Annotated in this window: 22 protein-coding genes; 21 read left to right on the plus strand and 1 reads right to left on the minus strand. The window is 57.4% G+C overall.

The window, feature by feature from the left end; translation table 11 throughout:
• Positions 1-222: 222 nt before the first annotated feature.
• From GOB58_RS09245 to terL, 3 genes are read left to right on the plus strand one after another with little or no spacing between them, the layout of a single operon-like run.
• Positions 223-636: a hypothetical protein gene (locus tag GOB58_RS09245; protein WP_173559997.1), complete on the plus strand. Its 414-nt coding sequence runs from the start codon at positions 223-225 to the stop codon at positions 634-636.
• A 6-nt stretch (positions 637-642) separates the two neighbouring features.
• Positions 643-939 (plus strand): hypothetical protein, encoded by a 297-nt coding sequence (locus tag GOB58_RS13115; RefSeq protein WP_242005287.1) that lies wholly within the window; start codon positions 643-645, stop codon positions 937-939.
• Positions 887-2,329: a phage terminase large subunit gene (terL, locus tag GOB58_RS09255; RefSeq protein ID WP_173559998.1), complete on the plus strand. Its 1,443-nt coding sequence runs from the start codon at positions 887-889 to the stop codon at positions 2,327-2,329. The genes GOB58_RS13115 and terL overlap by 53 nt, the downstream gene beginning before the upstream one ends.
• A 28-nt stretch (positions 2,330-2,357) precedes the next feature.
• Here terL and trhO read toward each other — a convergent pair whose 3' ends face one another.
• A complete protein-coding gene (gene trhO, locus GOB58_RS09260) occupies positions 2,358-3,425 on the minus strand; it encodes an oxygen-dependent tRNA uridine(34) hydroxylase TrhO (RefSeq protein ID WP_173560031.1) in 1,068 nt (355 codons plus the stop codon).
• Positions 3,426-3,705: 280 nt separating this feature from the next.
• On the opposite strand from trhO, the gene GOB58_RS09265 reads away from it, so the two are divergent.
• The 18 genes from GOB58_RS09265 to GOB58_RS09350 all read left to right on the plus strand — a co-directional run bounded on the left by GOB58_RS09265 (position 3,706) and on the right by GOB58_RS09350 (position 16,107).
• Positions 3,706-3,951 (plus strand): hypothetical protein, encoded by a 246-nt coding sequence (locus tag GOB58_RS09265; protein WP_086554754.1) that lies wholly within the window; start codon positions 3,706-3,708, stop codon positions 3,949-3,951.
• A 157-nt stretch (positions 3,952-4,108) separates the two neighbouring features.
• Positions 4,109-5,632 carry a DUF1073 domain-containing protein gene (locus GOB58_RS09270; RefSeq protein ID WP_242005288.1) on the plus strand — a complete coding sequence of 508 codons (1,524 nt, stop codon included), beginning with the start codon at positions 4,109-4,111 and terminating at the stop codon, positions 5,630-5,632.
• Positions 5,633-5,662: 30 nt separating this feature from the next.
• Positions 5,663-6,694: a DUF2213 domain-containing protein gene (locus GOB58_RS09275; protein WP_173559999.1), complete on the plus strand. Its 1,032-nt coding sequence runs from the start codon at positions 5,663-5,665 to the stop codon at positions 6,692-6,694.
• 3 nt (positions 6,695-6,697) lie between these two features.
• Positions 6,698-7,201: a structural cement protein Gp24 gene (locus tag GOB58_RS09280; RefSeq protein WP_086554756.1), complete on the plus strand. Its 504-nt coding sequence runs from the start codon at positions 6,698-6,700 to the stop codon at positions 7,199-7,201.
• On the plus strand, positions 7,198-8,235 hold the full coding sequence (locus GOB58_RS09285; RefSeq protein WP_173560000.1) for a major capsid family protein: 1,038 nt from the start codon (positions 7,198-7,200) through the stop codon (positions 8,233-8,235). Before GOB58_RS09280 ends, GOB58_RS09285 begins: the two co-directional genes overlap by 4 nt.
• Before the next feature lie 50 nt (positions 8,236-8,285).
• Positions 8,286-8,606, plus strand: a complete 321-nt coding sequence (locus GOB58_RS09290) for a hypothetical protein (RefSeq protein ID WP_086635040.1) — start codon at positions 8,286-8,288, stop codon at positions 8,604-8,606.
• A 33-nt stretch (positions 8,607-8,639) separates the two neighbouring features.
• Complete coding sequence (locus GOB58_RS09295; protein WP_242005289.1) at positions 8,640-9,050, plus strand: DUF4054 domain-containing protein; 411 nt, start codon at positions 8,640-8,642, stop codon at positions 9,048-9,050.
• A 43-nt stretch (positions 9,051-9,093) separates the two neighbouring features.
• Positions 9,094-9,612 carry a hypothetical protein gene (locus GOB58_RS09300; protein ID WP_173560001.1) on the plus strand — a complete coding sequence of 173 codons (519 nt, stop codon included), beginning with the start codon at positions 9,094-9,096 and terminating at the stop codon, positions 9,610-9,612.
• Positions 9,612-10,016: a hypothetical protein gene (locus tag GOB58_RS09305; RefSeq protein ID WP_242005290.1), complete on the plus strand. Its 405-nt coding sequence runs from the start codon at positions 9,612-9,614 to the stop codon at positions 10,014-10,016. Before GOB58_RS09300 ends, GOB58_RS09305 begins: the two co-directional genes overlap by 1 nt.
• On the plus strand, positions 9,965-10,672 hold the full coding sequence (locus GOB58_RS09310; RefSeq protein WP_173560002.1) for a phage neck terminator protein: 708 nt from the start codon (positions 9,965-9,967) through the stop codon (positions 10,670-10,672). The genes GOB58_RS09305 and GOB58_RS09310 overlap by 52 nt, the downstream gene beginning before the upstream one ends.
• Positions 10,669-11,826, plus strand: a complete 1,158-nt coding sequence (locus GOB58_RS09315; protein WP_173560003.1) for a DUF3383 family protein — start codon at positions 10,669-10,671, stop codon at positions 11,824-11,826. Before GOB58_RS09310 ends, GOB58_RS09315 begins: the two co-directional genes overlap by 4 nt.
• Before the next feature lie 2 nt (positions 11,827-11,828).
• Positions 11,829-12,266, plus strand: coding sequence for a phage tail fiber protein (locus GOB58_RS09320; RefSeq protein ID WP_086554762.1), 438 nt, complete (start codon positions 11,829-11,831; stop codon positions 12,264-12,266).
• Between the two features lie 54 nt (positions 12,267-12,320).
• Positions 12,321-12,779, plus strand: coding sequence for a hypothetical protein (locus GOB58_RS09325; RefSeq protein WP_173560004.1), 459 nt, complete (start codon positions 12,321-12,323; stop codon positions 12,777-12,779).
• 47 nt (positions 12,780-12,826) lie between these two features.
• Positions 12,827-12,964 (plus strand): hypothetical protein, encoded by a 138-nt coding sequence (locus GOB58_RS09330; protein ID WP_173560005.1) that lies wholly within the window; start codon positions 12,827-12,829, stop codon positions 12,962-12,964.
• 15 nt (positions 12,965-12,979) lie between these two features.
• Positions 12,980-14,002, plus strand: a complete 1,023-nt coding sequence (locus tag GOB58_RS09335) for a hypothetical protein (protein ID WP_173560006.1) — start codon at positions 12,980-12,982, stop codon at positions 14,000-14,002.
• A gap of 31 nt (positions 14,003-14,033) precedes the next feature.
• On the plus strand, positions 14,034-14,804 hold the full coding sequence (locus tag GOB58_RS09340) for a phage baseplate protein (protein ID WP_242005291.1): 771 nt from the start codon (positions 14,034-14,036) through the stop codon (positions 14,802-14,804).
• A complete protein-coding gene (locus tag GOB58_RS09345; protein ID WP_173560007.1) occupies positions 14,801-15,151 on the plus strand; it encodes a phage baseplate plug family protein in 351 nt (116 codons plus the stop codon). Before GOB58_RS09340 ends, GOB58_RS09345 begins: the two co-directional genes overlap by 4 nt.
• Entirely contained in the window at positions 15,148-16,107 is a 960-nt protein-coding gene (locus GOB58_RS09350) for a hypothetical protein (protein ID WP_242005292.1), read from the plus strand. Before GOB58_RS09345 ends, GOB58_RS09350 begins: the two co-directional genes overlap by 4 nt.
• Positions 16,108-16,144 lie beyond the last annotated feature (37 nt).

A 16,144-nucleotide genomic window follows, 5' to 3' on the forward strand; every position in this document is an offset into this window, starting at 1 on the left:
TTCTCCTTTGCAGTATTTATAGAATCGAAATAATAAGAAAAAAACCTGTATATTAAATGGTTTTTATAAATTGTTTTTCTTTTAATAAAAAAATTGTCTGCGCGCGTGGTCAGGCTTATCTCTCAGGCATCATCACAAAAAAACTGCCTGACGCAGCAGGCTCTGCCCCGGTCAGGTGGCCGGGCCTGCGCCGCTTTTTTCTTCTTTTTCAGGAGAGAACAGATGATATCACATTCTGCTTCCTGTGCAGGTCAGCTGGCTGTGGGGCATGTCGTGCTCTCGGCTGCAACCTGCTGGGTTATTATGCAAAAACGCGGCCAGTCTGTGTTGCTGTGCCCGGTGCTTGCAGCTCCGCTGACCCGCCACCGTGCTGACCTTATGCTGCCACCATCTGTTGTGCCGGTGCCAGGCTGTGGTGAGGGCGCGCTGATACGATGCCGCCCTGTATGGCGTAAGCATAGCCGGGGGCTGGTTAAAGTCGCATCGTTGCCGCAGGCTTTTATCAGTCATATGCAGGCTGCTCTCAGAACTGAGATACTGTGTCAGCATTCTGAAGATGAGTCAGGCAGGTCGCAGCCGCGGCCTTATATGCTTTCATCTTATAAAAAACACAAAAATTATATGACATTTTCATGAGGGATTATGCCCCGTAAGCCTGTAGTCAGAGCTCTGTCGCAGGGGGAGGCCCCGGCCGCGCCCGCACGGCGGCGCAGGGTGCGCTCGACCGAGACCCCGCTTGATATTTTTCTGCGCATTATGCGTGGTGATGACACTGTGACCGACCGCCAGTTTGAAGCTGCAAAAGTAGCGGCACCTTATGTGCACCCTAAACTGACCGGCATGTCGGTCAGCGCGGTGATGTGTAAAGGGGCAGAAGAATATTCAGATGAAGAGCTCACGCATCTTATACAGTCATGTGCGGCAGGCAGTTCGCGATGAGCTGACCAGCAGGGCAGAAGCCCGCGCAGGGCTTGAGGCATTTACACGTTGCACAATGGCTGGTTACCGGTGCGGGGCGCATCATCGTCTGTTATGTGCCAGACTTGATGCCGTTGCACGGGGTGAGATCACCCGGCTGATGGTGTTTATGCCCCCCCGGCATGGCAAATCTGAGCTGATAAGCAGGCGTTTTCCGGCGTGGTATCTGGGGCAGTACCCTGACAGGCAGGTGATCTGTGCGGCGTATAGCGCCACTCTCGCCCAGGACTTCGGGCGCACGGTGCGTAATCTTGTGGCTTCACCAGGGTTTACAGCATTGTTTCCCGCTGTCAGCCTGGCGGCAGACAGTGCAGCACGTGACACCTGGCATACTGCGGCGGGGGGCAGTTATACTGCAACCGGCACCGGAGGCGGGCTGACCGGGCGCGGTGCTCATCTTGCTCTGATTGATGACCCGGTAAAAGACCGTCAGGAGGCTGAAAGCCCCTTACGTCGTCAGGCTGTGTGGGAGTGGTATCGTTCAGTGTTGCGTACCCGGCTTATGCCGGGTGGTGCTATAGTGCTGGCCATGACCCGCTGGTCACCTGATGATCTGGCCGGGCGTTTGCTGGCTGATATGAAAAATGGCACGGGTGAGGCGTGGGAGGTGCTCTCGCTGCCCGCTATGGCGGAGGAGCAGGAAACCCCTGATGCGCTCGGGCGTCTGCCAGGTGCGGTGCTGTGGCCCGAGGCCTTTGCGCCTCAGGCGCTGCATGATCTGCGCCTGGCTGTGGGGGAGCGTGAGTGGAGCGCTCTTTACCAGCAGCGGCCAGTGCCGGCTGAGGGGCATTTGTTCAGCACAGCTCTGATGACGGTGCATGATGCTCTGCCAGCACAGGGGCAGAGCGTGCGGCGGTGGGATTTAGCTGCGACAACCCGCAACAGGTCTGACTGGACAGCGGGAGTGAAAATGACCCGCCTGCCAGATGGTCGCTATGCTGTGGCTGATGTTGTGCGCCTGCGCGGAGACCCCGCTCAGGTTGAGGCGGCTTTGCTGGCCACAGCCTCGCAGGATGGAGCGGCCACTGAGATTATTCTGCCCCAGGACCCCGGGCAGGCGGGTGTGGCACAGGTGCGCTATCTGGCCGGGCGCCTGGCGGGGTATCGGGTGCGGGCTGTGCGTGAAACGGGCGATAAAGCCACACGGGCGGCCCCTTTTGCCGCACAGGTCAATGCGGGCAATGTTCTTGTTCAGCGCGCCCCCTGGACGGCACATTTTTTAGAGGAGCTGTCGCTTTTTCCTGCCGGCGGGCATGATGACCAGGTGGATGCAGCTGCCGGGGCTTTTGCTGCCCTGGCTGGCACAGTCGCACTGCCTCAGTTCAGCCCTGCTTTCCTCTCTCATATCTGAAGGGGAGCAGGGCAGGGCGGCCTGGTGCTTACTGTGCGTGTTCGCTCCCGGCCTGTGCGGCCCCCTCACGCAGGGCGCGCTGGCGTTCTCTTTCCTCTTTACGGGCACGGTGCTTTTTGGCACGTACCTCAGCCATTTTGGCACCCAGATGCGCCTCGCCGCGCTGCTCTGCCAGGTGGGTCTGGCGTTCGCGCTCAGCATAGCGGGCACGCTGTTTGTCGGTTCTGTCTTTATGGCAGTGCGGGCAGCAGATGCCGGCCTCATAAAGCGGAGAGGCAAGGTCATCTTCATCCAGCGGGGCACGGCAGGCATGGCACAGAGTCAGGTTGCCTGGTTCAAGTCCGTGGCGCACGGTTACGCGCTGGTCAAACACAAAACATTCACCCTCCCACAGGCTTTCTTCCTGCGGCATGGTTTCAAGATATTTTAAAATGCCACCTTTGAGGTGATAGACCTCATTCAGGCCTTCAGCTTTGGCAAAGGCGGTTGATTTTTCGCAGCGAATTCCTCCGGTGCAGAACATGGCAATGCGTGGTTTGCGGCCTTCGGCCTCAAGGGCTTCGCGTTTGTCACGCAGCCACTGAGGAAACTCGCGAAAGGTTTTAATGTCAGGGTCAATCGCCCCTTTAAACGTGCCAACAGCCACCTCGTAGTCGTTGCGGGTGTCTATCAGCACGGTGTCGGGGTCACTGAGCAGCGCGTTCCATTCTTTCGGGTCGAGATAAGTACCGACTTCAGAGCGCGGGTCGAGGTCTGGCACACCCATCGTCACGATTTCAGCCTTGAGGCGCACTTTCATGCGCAGGAAGGGCATGGCGGGGGCACGTGAGAATTTGACTTCAATTTCGGCACAGCCTGGCAACGTGCGGATATGCGCTAAAACGGCTTCAATACCTTCGTCTGTGCCGGCAATAGTGCCGTTAATGCCTTCGCGTGCAAGCAGCAGAATACCTTTTACACCCTGCGCATCGCATACGGCGCGCAGGGGCGCACGCAGGGCCTCTGCATTTTCAAAAGGGGTAAAGCGGTAAAGAGCCGCGACACGAAAAGGGAGAGATTCGGTGTGAGTGTCGGGGGCAGAAGGTGTGTTCGTCATCATGACAGCATCCGGTATCAGGGATTGCAGTCCGGTTAGAGGCAGCACAGGCCGGTTTATCACCGCAATCACGCGTTTGTTATATCGTGGCCTGCCAGGCAGGTCAGGCCAGATTTACTCCCTGTTTTGCCGGTGCTGCAAGTGGCATGGGGAGAAGTTTTGGCCTGAAAGGCTATTTTTTCTTTATAAATGCGTTCAGTAATATTTTTTTTCATAATGCCTGATAAAAGATTTATAGAGTAGGTTATGCCAGTCATTTGAGTCGCTAAGGAATCAGCACGTGCAGGAACAGGACGAAGTTATTGCAGGGTACATCATTCAGCTTGAAGATGAGCAGGGTGAGTATTCATTCTGGACACTCCATAGTGAGTGGGACGCTGAGCTTGATGAAGCCAGACTTTATGAAAATGAAGAAGACGCCACTGAGCAGGCAGAAAGTCTGCAGCAGAAAGAAAGCGGTGTTGTAACAGTCGAGCCTGTTTTTGAAGGCGACGAAGAAGACTGGGACGACGTAGACGAAGCCTGAGGGCTTTTTATAGCAGGTCACAGCGTTAAGCCTTATCGGGGCTGATGCGCTGATAAAGGGTCATTCATGCCGGTTTCCCGCGGGGGCTGGTGTGAGTGGCCCTTTTTTATTGGCCTGCGCCATGCCTCCATTATGCCAGCAAGGAAGAAAAAGGCTCATGTCGCGAGTGTTATCATCAGGGCCTGCCGGCTTTTCTCTTTCCCGTCTTATGGGGGGGCGCACAAAGGCTGCCTGGGCGGCCGGGCAGTCAGACAGGCGCGAGCCATATCTGGGCAGCATGCCTCAGGCTGAACGCTTCAGGTCACAGCAGGGCAGGGGGCAGGGTGCTCCTTTCCCGCAGGATATGGCTCAGGCCCTGCGTGCTGCCGGGGGGCAGGCAGGTGCTGAACGCAGCGCCCTGTTTCGCCCCTATCAGCCGCCCGCAGGGGTGCGTGGCGGGGCAACACAGGCACATGACAGTGCTTTTTCCTCCTCCGCCATGCAGCCTGACTGGCTAACCCGCGCGCAGGCTGACGGCACGGCTTTTCCGGGGTATCCGGTACTGGCAGAGCTGGCACAGCGGGCAGAATACCGCCACATGGTGGAAGTGATCGCCACTGAGTCCACGCGGGAGTGGATTGCCTTTCATGCCCGTGGTGGCACTGACAAACATGCCCGTATTGCAGAGCTTGAAGCAGAATTTACCCGCCTCGAGGTCCGTCAGGCCCTGCGCAGCATGGCCGAGTATGACGGTTATTATGGCATGGGGCTGCTTTATGCTGATACGGGGCAGAGCATAAATGAAACACCGCTGCTGCTCAGACCTGAGACCTTTCGTAAAGGCATGCTGCGTGCCCTCAGGGCGGTAGAGCCTGTGTGGACGATGGCAGACAGCTACTCCACCACAAACCCGCTGAGTGCTGATTTTTATGCCCCCACACACTGGTGGGTGCAGGGGCAGCGTGTGCATAGCACGCGCCTGCTGCGGTTTGTTTCGCGCCAGGTGCCCGACCTGCTTAAACCGGCTTATAATTTTGGTGGTGTTTCATTAAGTCAGATGGCCCGCCCTTATGTTGAAAACTGGGTGCGTACCCGTCAGTCTGTCTCCGACCTGCTCAATGCGTTTTCGGTGGTTGCCCTCTCAACTGACATGACCGCCTACACCCAGGACCCGGAAGGGCTGCTGGGACGTGTGGAGGCCTTTAACCGTTTTCGCTCTAACCGTGGCACGTTTGTGCTCGATAAAGAGCGCGAAAAGCTTGACCTTCTGGCAGCCCCGCTTGCAGGGCTTGACCGCCTGCAGGCACAGGCACAGGAGCAGATGTGCAGCGTCGCTCAGGAGCCTCTGGTCAAATTTGCAGGCATTACACCAGCAGGCCTGAATGCTTCGGCGAAGGGAGAGATCAGGGTTTTTTATGACCGGATCAGCGCGTATCAGGAAAATACGTTCCGCCCTGCGCTGACCACCATCATGCATATGGCAATGCTCAGCCTGTGGGGTGAGACTGACCCCGATATCTCGTTCAGCTTTCGCAGCCTGTGGCAGATGGATGCCCGGACACAGGCCGATGTTGAAAAGACCCGCACCGAGATTGATGAGCGTAACATCCGGGCGGGTGTTGTGACCCCGGCAGAAGCCCGCCGCCGCACAGCGCATGACCCGTCAGGGCAGTATGCGGGTATTTCTGTCCCCCAGGGGTGATATGACATTACCCTTAAAGGAAAAAATCCTTTGACATATAAAGATATTTTTGACGAAGCCGGGGTGGCTGACCTGCCCCTGGCATGCGATGGCTCAGTGCGCCGTATTGATGATGACGGGCACCTGCACATTGCAAGCTGTATTTTGTCAGCAGCCGGTGTCAGCCCCTATTACGGGCGCGAAATTCCCGGTGCTGAGGCACTGGGGCTTGAGGCTGATAAAATTTATCAGGTGTTTCGCCCGCCGCAGGTTCTGGCGGCTGCGGCTGCCAGCATGGCGGGTAAGCCTGTGCTTATGCGCCATCAGCCTGTTTCTGCCCGCGATCACCCCGGCACGCTGACAGTGGGGGCCGTGGGCAGTTCAGTTGTGTTTTCGCCGCCCGGTCTGACCGGCAGCCTGACTATATGGGACAGCGCAGCCATCTCGGCCATTCTCAGTGGGCGGCAAAGGGCCGTTTCGGCCGGTTATCGCTATCGCGCCATTCAGCAGGCCGGCACCTTTGAGGGGCGGCCTTACACGCTGGTTATGGCCGATATCGTATTTAATCACCTGGCACTGGTGGCACGGCCACGCGTGGCTTCGGCGGTCATTGGTGACGCTTTGCCCACAGCGCCGGTGTCTTCCCTTTCTCCCGTGCAGGAGCCTTTGTCTTCTCCCATGACCAGTTCACATTCTGCGGTCAGTGCACCGCATGTATCAGACCATTCTCAGCCTGCCAGCGGCGCTATGGATGCCGCTATAGAGCAGGCCGTGCGCCAGGCTGAAGCCGGTGCAGTGCGCCGCCTTGAGGCCCTGCATACTGCCCGCGAGGCTGTGCGCCCTTTTGTGGGTGATGTCGCGATGGACAGCGCAGGTGCTGTTTATGGCTTTGCCCTGCGTGAAAACGGGGTGGAAACTGACACGCTGCCAGAGGAGGCTTTTCAGCCTTTGTTTGAGCAGTTTGCGCGCCTTAGCGTGCAGGCACAGGCCTGCTGGGCTGGCCCGGTAATGGGCATGGACAGCGCAAAAATCGTGTCATTCCGTGAAGAGTTTGGTTTGTCCCGCATTATGGTGAAAGCATAACATATGTCTTTTCAAACACAGGTTTATGTCGAGCCGGCTCTGGCTGTGACAGGCGATTTTGCCTCTCTTAACCCTGCGGCGGTTTTCCCGGCGGGGGAGGGCGCACTGGTTGCGGCCCCGGCGGGCTGCACTGTGGGGGCTTTTGCCTGGGTGCAGGCCGATCAGCGTTCTGTCACCAATGCACCACCATCAGGCTCTGCTGCTGCCCCTGATGGTTTTGTGCATCGTGATCTTACAGGTCAGATCAGTAATTTTGCTGACGAGGCCAGCCTGGTTATTCCCGGCGGGCTGCCCGTAACCCTGTTTACGGCAGGTGACTTCTGGGCTGTGACCTCAACCGCAGCCACACCGGGGCAGGCTGTTTTTGCCAGCACAACCACCGGGGCCGTGTCTGTTGCGCAGGCGGGCAGCACGGTAGATGGCGCTGTACAGACCCGCTTTTTCGCAGCATCGACCTGCAATGCAGGCGAGCTTGTTAAAATCTCAACATGGATTTCTGCTGTATGAGCGCTCTCACTCCCGAACTGGCTGAACTGAACCGCCTTGGCTTTATTATGCCAGAGGCCCGCGGTATGATCTCTGACAGCCTGCTGGCCACTGACCGCATGGCACTTGATGCGCAGCCTGCTCTCTCAACCACAGCTAATGCGGGCATCCCTGCTTTTATGAGCGCCTGGGTTGACCCGGCTCTGGTTAAAGTGGCGTTTGCGCCTGTACGCGGTGCCGAGATGCTGGGTGAGGTGCGCAAGGGTGACTGGGTCACCCGCACAGCAATCTTCCCCATGCTTGAAACAACCGGTCAGGTATCAGGCTATGGTGACCATAATGGTAATGGCCTGGTAGGGCTTAACCCCTCTTACCCTGAGCGTCAGTCTTATCATTATCAGGTCTTCCTCTCCTGGGGGGAGATGGAGCTTGCACTCGCAGGGCAGGCCCGCCTGCAATGGGTGGCCAGCCTGCGTGAGGCCGGGGCACTGAAACTGAATAAATTTCAGAACAGAACGTATTTTTTTGGTGTTGAGGGGCTGAAAAACTACGGCTACCTCAATGACCCGCGCCTGCCAGCGGCCATTACCCCGGCTGTTAAGGCTGCCGGTGGCACAGAGTGGGAAAAAGCCACCGCGGAAGAACGGCAGGATGATGTGATTGCTCTGATTAACCGCCTGCGTGAGCAGACGGCAGGCCTGGTCACGACAGATACCCCCATGGTGCTGGCGCTCTCCCCCTCACGCATGGGGCTGCTTACCCGCCGCAACAGCTTTGGTAATTCTGCGGCAACCCTGTTGCAGGAAACCTATACCGGGCTGCGCTTTGTGCAGGCGGTGGAATATGGTGATGCAGCAGGCAGCACGGTGCAGACCCTTCAGATTATGGCTGAGCATGTTGATGGCCAGAAAACAGCTGAGGCCGCCTTTACTGAAAAACTGCGCACGCATGCCGTTGTTACCGAAGCCTCAGCCTGGCGGCAGAAGCTCTCTCAGGGCACATGGGGGGCTGTCATTTATATGCCGGCAGGCATAGCCACTATGACAGGCGTATAATATTTCCCTGATATCATAACGGTTTTTTCAGAGTGTAAGGAAAATGATTAATGGCAACAGCCACTACTGTCACCGTGGGCTGCAAGCTGCCCGGCGGCCTTGTTCTGCGCCTGCGTGATGTCACACATACACTGGCAGGGGCCAATACCTCCTCTGTCATTGGCGGGTATGGTCTGACCCGGCTGCCGGCTGATTTCTGGCAGGCCTGGGCAGAGGCTTATGCGCATTATCCTTTACTGCGCCAGGGGCTTATTTTTGCGCAGAGCACAGCTGAAAAAGGGGCTGCGCAGGCTCGTGAGCAGGCAGAGCTGCGCTCAGGGCTCGAAGCCGTTAACCCCCACACACCGGCACCGGGTATCAGCCCGGTCTGACCGCTGCTCAACCTGTCTGATGGAGTGTGACCAATGTCCGCCATGTCTGTTTTCTCTCCTGCGCAATGGCAGCAGCGTTATCCTGGCCTGTATGCCCGTGTCGGGGCTGAAGGGGTGCAGACCTGCCTGGCTTTTGCTGTGCAGTTACTGGCCCCCGGTGCGGTGAGTGACCCGGCACGGTATGCGTATTTGCTGGGGCTGGTGGTTGCGCATCTGGCACAGCTTGGCTCTGGCAGTGATGCGCCGCCCTGTGCCGATGCTGCAGGGGGCGGTCAGCCAGCTCTTGTGGGGCGTGTCACCTCAGCGCGTATGGGCAGCGTGCAGGTTGAGGCTGATGCAGGCCCTGTTGCCGGCTCTCAGGGCTGGTGGCTGCAAACACCTTATGGTGCGGCTTTCTGGGCGGCAACGGCTTTTACCCGCACGGCCCGCTATGTGCCGGGCTGAAACACAGCCGCAGCAGATATTCTGTCGGGAGGAGTAACACTGAATGGTGCTGGTTTTTGAAAATAAACGGCATATAAATAATATATTGCAGGGCCTTGCCCGTGGTGCAGCTTCTGCCAGGCCGTCTGTCAGTGCGGGGTTTCTGCCCGGTGCCCGTTATCGCACCGCGACATCTGTCGCGACTGTTGCTGCCGTGCAGGAGTTCGGGGCGGTGATACATCATGCATCACACAGGCAGGGTCGTGGCTCTGCACAGCTGTTGCCGCCACGCCCGTTTATGCGCCCGGCTGTGCAGCAGAATGCCCGGCACTGGGCGGAGCAGATGCGCACCGGGCTGCGGAGCAGTGTGCGTTCAGCCCGTGATGTAGCCCGTGCTGTTTACGCCCCGCAGCAGGTTTTAGAACAAACCGGGCAGGCTATGGCAGAGAGCATACGGCAAAGGATTGCTGCAGGCACAGTGCAGCCTGATGCCCCAGCGACCATTGCGCAGAAGCACAGCGCCACACCTCTGGTGAACACCGGCACGCTGCTCAGTGCTGTTGCGGTGCAGGTGCAGTTGTGATGATGCCTTCACTTTTTGCCATGGCAGCCGCAGCCACACATGCTGTGCTGCCCTGCATTGTGGCCACCCTGCGTATGTCAGATGGCTATGATACGCAGCCCGATGGCACAACCCGCCCGCGCTATAACGACGTGCTGGTGAGTGTGCGTATTCAGCCCGCCAGCGCGGCTGACCTCGCCCTGCGTGAGGGGCTTGGGCAAAACACGCTGACCCGCACAGTCTATATGCCAGGCGAGATCAAAGGTGTTGACCGTGCTCATCAGTTTGGTGGCGACCTTTTGCTGTTTGAGGGGGCAACATGGCTGGTCACCGGCCAGCCTGAATTATGGTCTGAAACACAGGGAGAGGTAAAGTGGTCGAGACTTCTGGTAACACGGCAGGAGCCGCCGTCTCAGAACCCGTAACATCACGCCTGTTTGTTGCATTACGTGCCTTTTGCCTTAAACTTTTGCCGCGTGGAACAGTAGTTTTACAAACACGGCAGAATAATACGCCGGTGCCTGATACCTCCTTTGTGCTGCTGAGTATCCTCAGCCGCCATGGGCTGACAACAGGTGCTCAGCATAATACGCCACTGGCTGTAACACTGAGTATGCCTGAGGAATTTGTTGTTCAGGTCAGTCTTTTTGGTGATGCAGCTGCTGATAATGCCCGTATCCTGGCCACGGCTTTTCGTTCAGAATGGACCTGCATGTTTTTTGACAGCCTGGCGCAGCAGACAAACATGGCTGAAAGTCAGGCCGGCACGCCCCTCTCTGCCGGAGGGTGGCTGCAACAGACACCTCCTGCTGTCAGTTCAGGGGGCACATTGCCCGACCTGCCAGTGCCGCTGGCTGTGCCTGATGCCGCACAGCGCCCGACACGGCTGGTACCGCTTTTCGCTGAAGAGATACGTCAGCTCGCTTTTATTAATGGCGAGCAGCAATACGAACAGCACTGGGTGTTAACCCTGCATTGCCAGGCAACGTCTTCTCTTACTCTTCCACAAACCACGGCTTCTTCAGCCAGCATCACGCTGGCGAATACTGAGGCCCTCTCGCTGCGTGAGATTTCTGTATGACCCTTCCGGTAAGTTCCCTCGTTTCTGTTACACCCGGGGTTATCAGCCCCGGTGGCACAGTTAATCTGCTTAATGGCATGCTGCTTTCGGCTAATACAGCGCTCGATACGGGGGTAAATGTGTTTACCTCAGCCAGCGCAGTGGCACAGACCTGTGGCGCCTCAGGCGCAGAAGCGCAGATAGCGGGTGTATATTTCTCAGCCTATACCAATGCGCAGGACCTGCCCTCAAAGCTGTATATTTTTAAGCTGCCCCCAACCCCGGCAGAAAGTGATTATGGCACTTATCTCGATCAGGCTGCGGCTGCAGCACCTGACTGGGCTCCGTTTATGTTTGCAACAGAGCCTTCAGCAACAGCAAAAAATAAAATTCGGACATGGATGGCCGCAAACCCTAACCGCTACTGGGGTATCATTCCTGACTCTGATGAGACTATTCTGACAACCGGGGTAACATCCTCTTTCGGGGCGACCGTTAAAGCACAGAAGACCCCGGGCCTGACCTGCCTGTGTAACACCGATGGCAGTGGTATTCTGGCCGCAGCTTTATGCCTTGGGTGGGCTGCAAGCCTTAACCCCCGGCGCACGGGCGGGCGCACCACACTGATGTTTCGTAATAACGGGGCTGTAACAGCGGCGGATATTACCGCTGCTCAGGCTGTTAACCTGCTTGCAAATGGTTACAGCTTTTATGGCAGCTACAAAACATCTGACAGCACCTTTAATTTTATCAATAACGGTGCTGTCAGTGGTGAGTTCGCCTGGGCTGACAGCTACATTAATCAGATATGGATGAATGCAGCTTTCCAGTCTGACCTGGTTACACTCCTCACCTCGGTTGGCCAGATTCCCTATACCACAAAAGGAGATTCTCTGATCTCGACAGCGGTGCAGAGCACGATAGATACCGCCGTATCATTCGGGGCTGTTCAGCCTAATGTCACGCTGTCAGCCAGTCAGGTGCAGACAGTTAATGCACAGGCAGGCCGCACGATTGATGATGTGCTCTCAACCCGTGGCTGGTACCTGCTGCCTGGTGCGTCAGCGGCGTCTGCCAGTGTGCGGGCCAGCCGCGGGGCTGTGGCCGGGCGTTTCTTCTACACAGATGGTGAGTCTGTGCAGTCCATCTCTCTGGCATCTGTCGAGGTTCAGTGAACATGTCTGATTATGATATTACAGCCGCTAACTCGGTTTTTACTATTACGGTGCCAGGGCTGTACAATGCCCCTGTAACCCTTGAAAATTATGCGGCTGACCGTGCATTTGAAACCGATGCCCGTGAGCTGGCAGAAACCGCGATGAGCATAGATGGCTACCTCAATGCCGGGTGGATCCCCAACCCGGTGATGCAGACTATCTCGCTCGCTGCGAATAGTGAGAGCGCTCTGGTATTTGAAGGGATCGCCATGGCGCAGGACTCCCGCCGGGGGCTTTATCGCCTTGGGGCTGAAATTCAGCTGCCTTCTATCGGGCGCAAATATACCATGGTGCGGGGCCTGCTGCGCTCACTTGTCAGTGTGCCGGGGGCGCGACGTGTGCTTGAGGCCCGGCATTTTGAAATTATGTGGGAGCGCGTGCTGCCAGCCGCCATTTAATAATTCTGCTTACTGATAAAACAGACTGTGCACAGAAAAGGTTTTGTTCAGCGCATGAAAACTCTGGATTATACGCATGCCCGCGAGGGCGCAGATAATGGCAAACAGTTTCATTTAACCCGGATGGATGCGTTTAGTGCTGACCAGTGGGCGCGCCATTGCCTTCAGGCTGCAATAAGAGGTGGTGCCAGGGTAGGGGCCGATATGGCGCAAAGCGGTATGGCCGGGCTGGCCTCACTGGGGATAGAGATTTTTGGCTTTATGGATGAAGCTGACCTGGACAGGGCCCTTGAGCGGCTGATGCGCTGTGTCAGCCTGCGGCCAGACCCGTCAAACCCGTCTTTAAGCCGGCCTGTGCTTGCCTCAGATTTTGAAGAGCCGGAAACACTCGGCATGGTGCGCTCTGAGGTGTTTAAACTGCATGTGGGTTTTTTACTGGCCGCTGCACACCTGCTTTTCCCCGTTGTGGCGGCCCTTTTGTCAGAACCGGCACAGAGCCCGTCAGCTGCGTAAATCTTTCGGCTGCTCTGGCCGCTGTTATCGGCAGTGGTCTTGCAACATTGCATGAGCTGCAAACGGTTTATGACAGTGAAGACCTTTATCTTCTCCTTGAAATTACCTCTGTCAGAAACTGGAACAGCGCACAGGCCGCGGCAGAAGCACAGCGCCGCGCCGCCGGTGACTCCCGCGCATTTTAGAGAAGGAAGACCATTGTGGCTGACACTGTGCTTGATGAGCTGGTTATTCGCCTGGGGCTTGATACATCTGCGCTTCAGGGCGGTGCCCGCACGGCCCTGAACACGCTTGATACGCTTGAGGCCCGCAGCCGCTCTGTTTCTGCCCATATGGGGGCTTCGCTCTCGCAGACACAGCGTGAGGTACTGGGCCTTATGGGGGTTATAACCGGTGGGCGCGGTCTTTCTGCAGTGCTCGGGCTGCCGGCGGATTCATCTTCCTCCTCTGCTGGCAGACGGGCAGGTCGCGGGGCCGCTGACAGGGGGCGTGTGTCACAGTCCTCTCTGGCTGCGTTTTACCGTGCCACACCCCCCGGGGCTGAAAGTGGTGTGTGGTCAGCTGGTTTGCCCCGCACACAGGCTTTTATGTCTCGTACACAGGTTTCTGCCCCGCAGGCTGAGAGAGAACGCCCGCGCACGGCGGCAGTGCACACAGCGGCAGAGCGGCCGGTCAGGGTATTGGCCCCGGCTGGCAGGTCAGAGGCTGCACGGGTGCGCGGGCCGGATGTGGCGCAGCCCTCCTTCGTGCAGAATATTACTCATAATGTGCGCACCGGGCAGCAGTATGTGCTGATGGTGCGTCAGCTACCCCTGCCTCGGCCTGTGTCTCTGCCTGTGCAGAGTGCCCCGGCACGCGCAGAGCGTTCAGCCCCGGCAGTGCATGAGACGGAGGGAAATCATACGCTGACCGTGCTTTCAGGGGGGGCAGTTCACCCTGAGTATGCAGGCAGAGCAGAACAGAGAGGCCGCCCTGTCAGTATGATGACAGAGGGCCCGGCTCTTTCATCAGCTTATGGTCGTTCAGCTCCGCTGATGCAGGCGGCAACAGTGTCACCTGTCGCTCTGGCCACGCCGGCAGTGACCCGCAACACAACACATATCGGGCCGGTGACGATTTCGGCTCCCTCGGGCAACGCTGATGAGATCGCTCAGGCACTGCAGCGCCTTGGCGAAGGCAGCAGTCAGACTCTTGCCGGGCTTTCAACACTGGGTTCTGTCTGATCTTTCTTTCTGGTACAGGGGTTTTTGATTTATGGTTATGTTCCCCGTTGCGTTACCTCAGGTCTGGTCTGTGCCCGAAACTGCGGGTGTACCGGCTTTGCGCGGGCGGTCTGCCTGGCAGGGTGTCAGGGCCGCGGCTTCTGTCACGGCAGGGCAGGTGCTCAATGACCTGCTGGTCAGCCAGAGTGCTGGTCAGTGGGGTATTTTTTCAGCCACAGGTGACAGGGTGCTCTCTGCTGCCCGTGTGATGTCTGTTGCAACAGACAGCCGCAGCCGGGTGGCCACTGCTCCGCTCGAAGGGGGCGGGTTTATGTCTTACAGCAAGGTGGAGGAGCCCTGTATACACCGGGTGCAGATGGTGTGTGACGGCACTGAAACCGGGCTTGGGGCTATGTTGTCTGATATGGTGCTGCCAAAAGCGTTGCTTGATGCTGGTGGTGCCGGCGAGGTGTATGTACGTAAAGTGTTTTTTGAAACACTTGAAAGTCTGAAAAAAGATTTATCGCTTTATACGGTTATTACTCCTGAGCGAAAATACAGCCCGGTTAATGTCACGGGCTGTCGCTGGCTGCGTGACAGTCGCCACGGTATTACTATGCCGGTGGTCGAAATTACGTTGCAGGAGATACGCCAGGCAGCTGCTCCGTCGTTCACCTCATCGCGCATGCCAGAAGGGCAGTCCGTGCAGTATGGAGGCATGGTACCTGTCAGCACGATGTCCTCTTTCCCGCGTCAGAACTTTTTCTCCCGTCTGACAGGCGGGCTTTCTGACACGCTCTCTGTGACGGATTTTATTTTATGAGCAGCGAACAGAATACGTCAGAACGCCTGGCAGAAAGCCTTACAAAAGCATCGGTTATTCCTCTTGAGGCTGTGCCGGCACAGATGCTGAAAGTTTCTTTGTCAGGCAGCATGATGCAGATAACCCTGCGCCAGCGCAGCACGGGGCTTTATGCCGATATATGGCTGGGGCAGACCGCTGTGCTCTCGGGCGTATTATGTCAGAACCTGACCTGGCTTGTGCGTGACCAGGCTGCCGGCCTGCCAGGTGATTTCACCTTTTTCGATACAAAGGGTTTGCAAAACCCCGACAGCACAGGCCTGGGCAGCCGTTTTATGCTGATGTATTATGAACGGTGGCCGTCATGACCGCTCTGGCTATGCTCAGCGCCGGGCAGAAAACAACCTTTGTGTCACGCGGGCTGGTGGTGACCTTTCGCATGGGTGGCAACGGGTTCGGGGCTGCGGGGCAGGATGTGGTCACACTTACCGGGCTGCGTGTCACGGCAGATATTGTGCAGGCCCGCTTTCCCGCCGCAGAAATCGCCACACTGCGACTTGAGGGTGTGAATGCTGACCTGATGAACCGTCTGAGCCTGATGGTCCCTGATATTTTTTATCAGAGCATCAGCGAAGTTCTGATCGAGGTGCAGGAGGGGCAGAGCGTGCCGGTGCTGGTTTTTCGTGGCGGGGTAACCCTCGCTTACGCTGACTACCGCCAGGCGCCTGAGAGCGCTTTTATGGTGCAGGCTCTCTCAACGGCTTTGCCCAATGCTATGCCTGCCACACCAACGGCGTTTAAGGGGGCTGTGCAGGCGGCCACTTTATTGCAGACAATTGCACAAAAAGCCGGGCTGACATTTGTTAATCATGGTGTTGAAGCCACATTTTATAATCCGTACCTTGATGGCAGCCCGGGCCAGCAGATTGCCCGCTGCCTTGAGGCTGTGCCTGTGCGTGCCGGGCTGGGGCGGGGGCAGCTTTCTGTCTGGCCTTCTGAGGTTACAGGTACCGGTACATCTGCGGCCTCTGCCGGGCAGCAGAGTGATGCAGCTGTAGCGGTTTCGGCCGCAACCGGGCTGGTGGGTTATCCCTCCTGGTCAGCGGGGGGGCTGTCAGCCCGTATGCTGTTTAGCGCACAAATCGGTTTTAACACGCTTATTGCGCTGCAAAGCCGGTATCAGCCAGCAGGCCAGGGCAATGTGTCAGAGGCAGAGAATGGCCCCGTTGGTTTGTGGCGCGTGATTAAAGCTCATCATTTTTTGCAAAGCGAAGTGCCCGGTGGTGGCTGGTTTACCGACATTATCGCGCAGGCGGTGCGTTAACGCAGTCATACCCTGCCTTTGCCTCCTTTTTCAGGAT

Source organism: Acetobacter thailandicus (assembly GCF_011516655.1).
In the GTDB taxonomy this organism is placed as follows: domain Bacteria; phylum Pseudomonadota; class Alphaproteobacteria; order Acetobacterales; family Acetobacteraceae; genus Acetobacter; species Acetobacter thailandicus.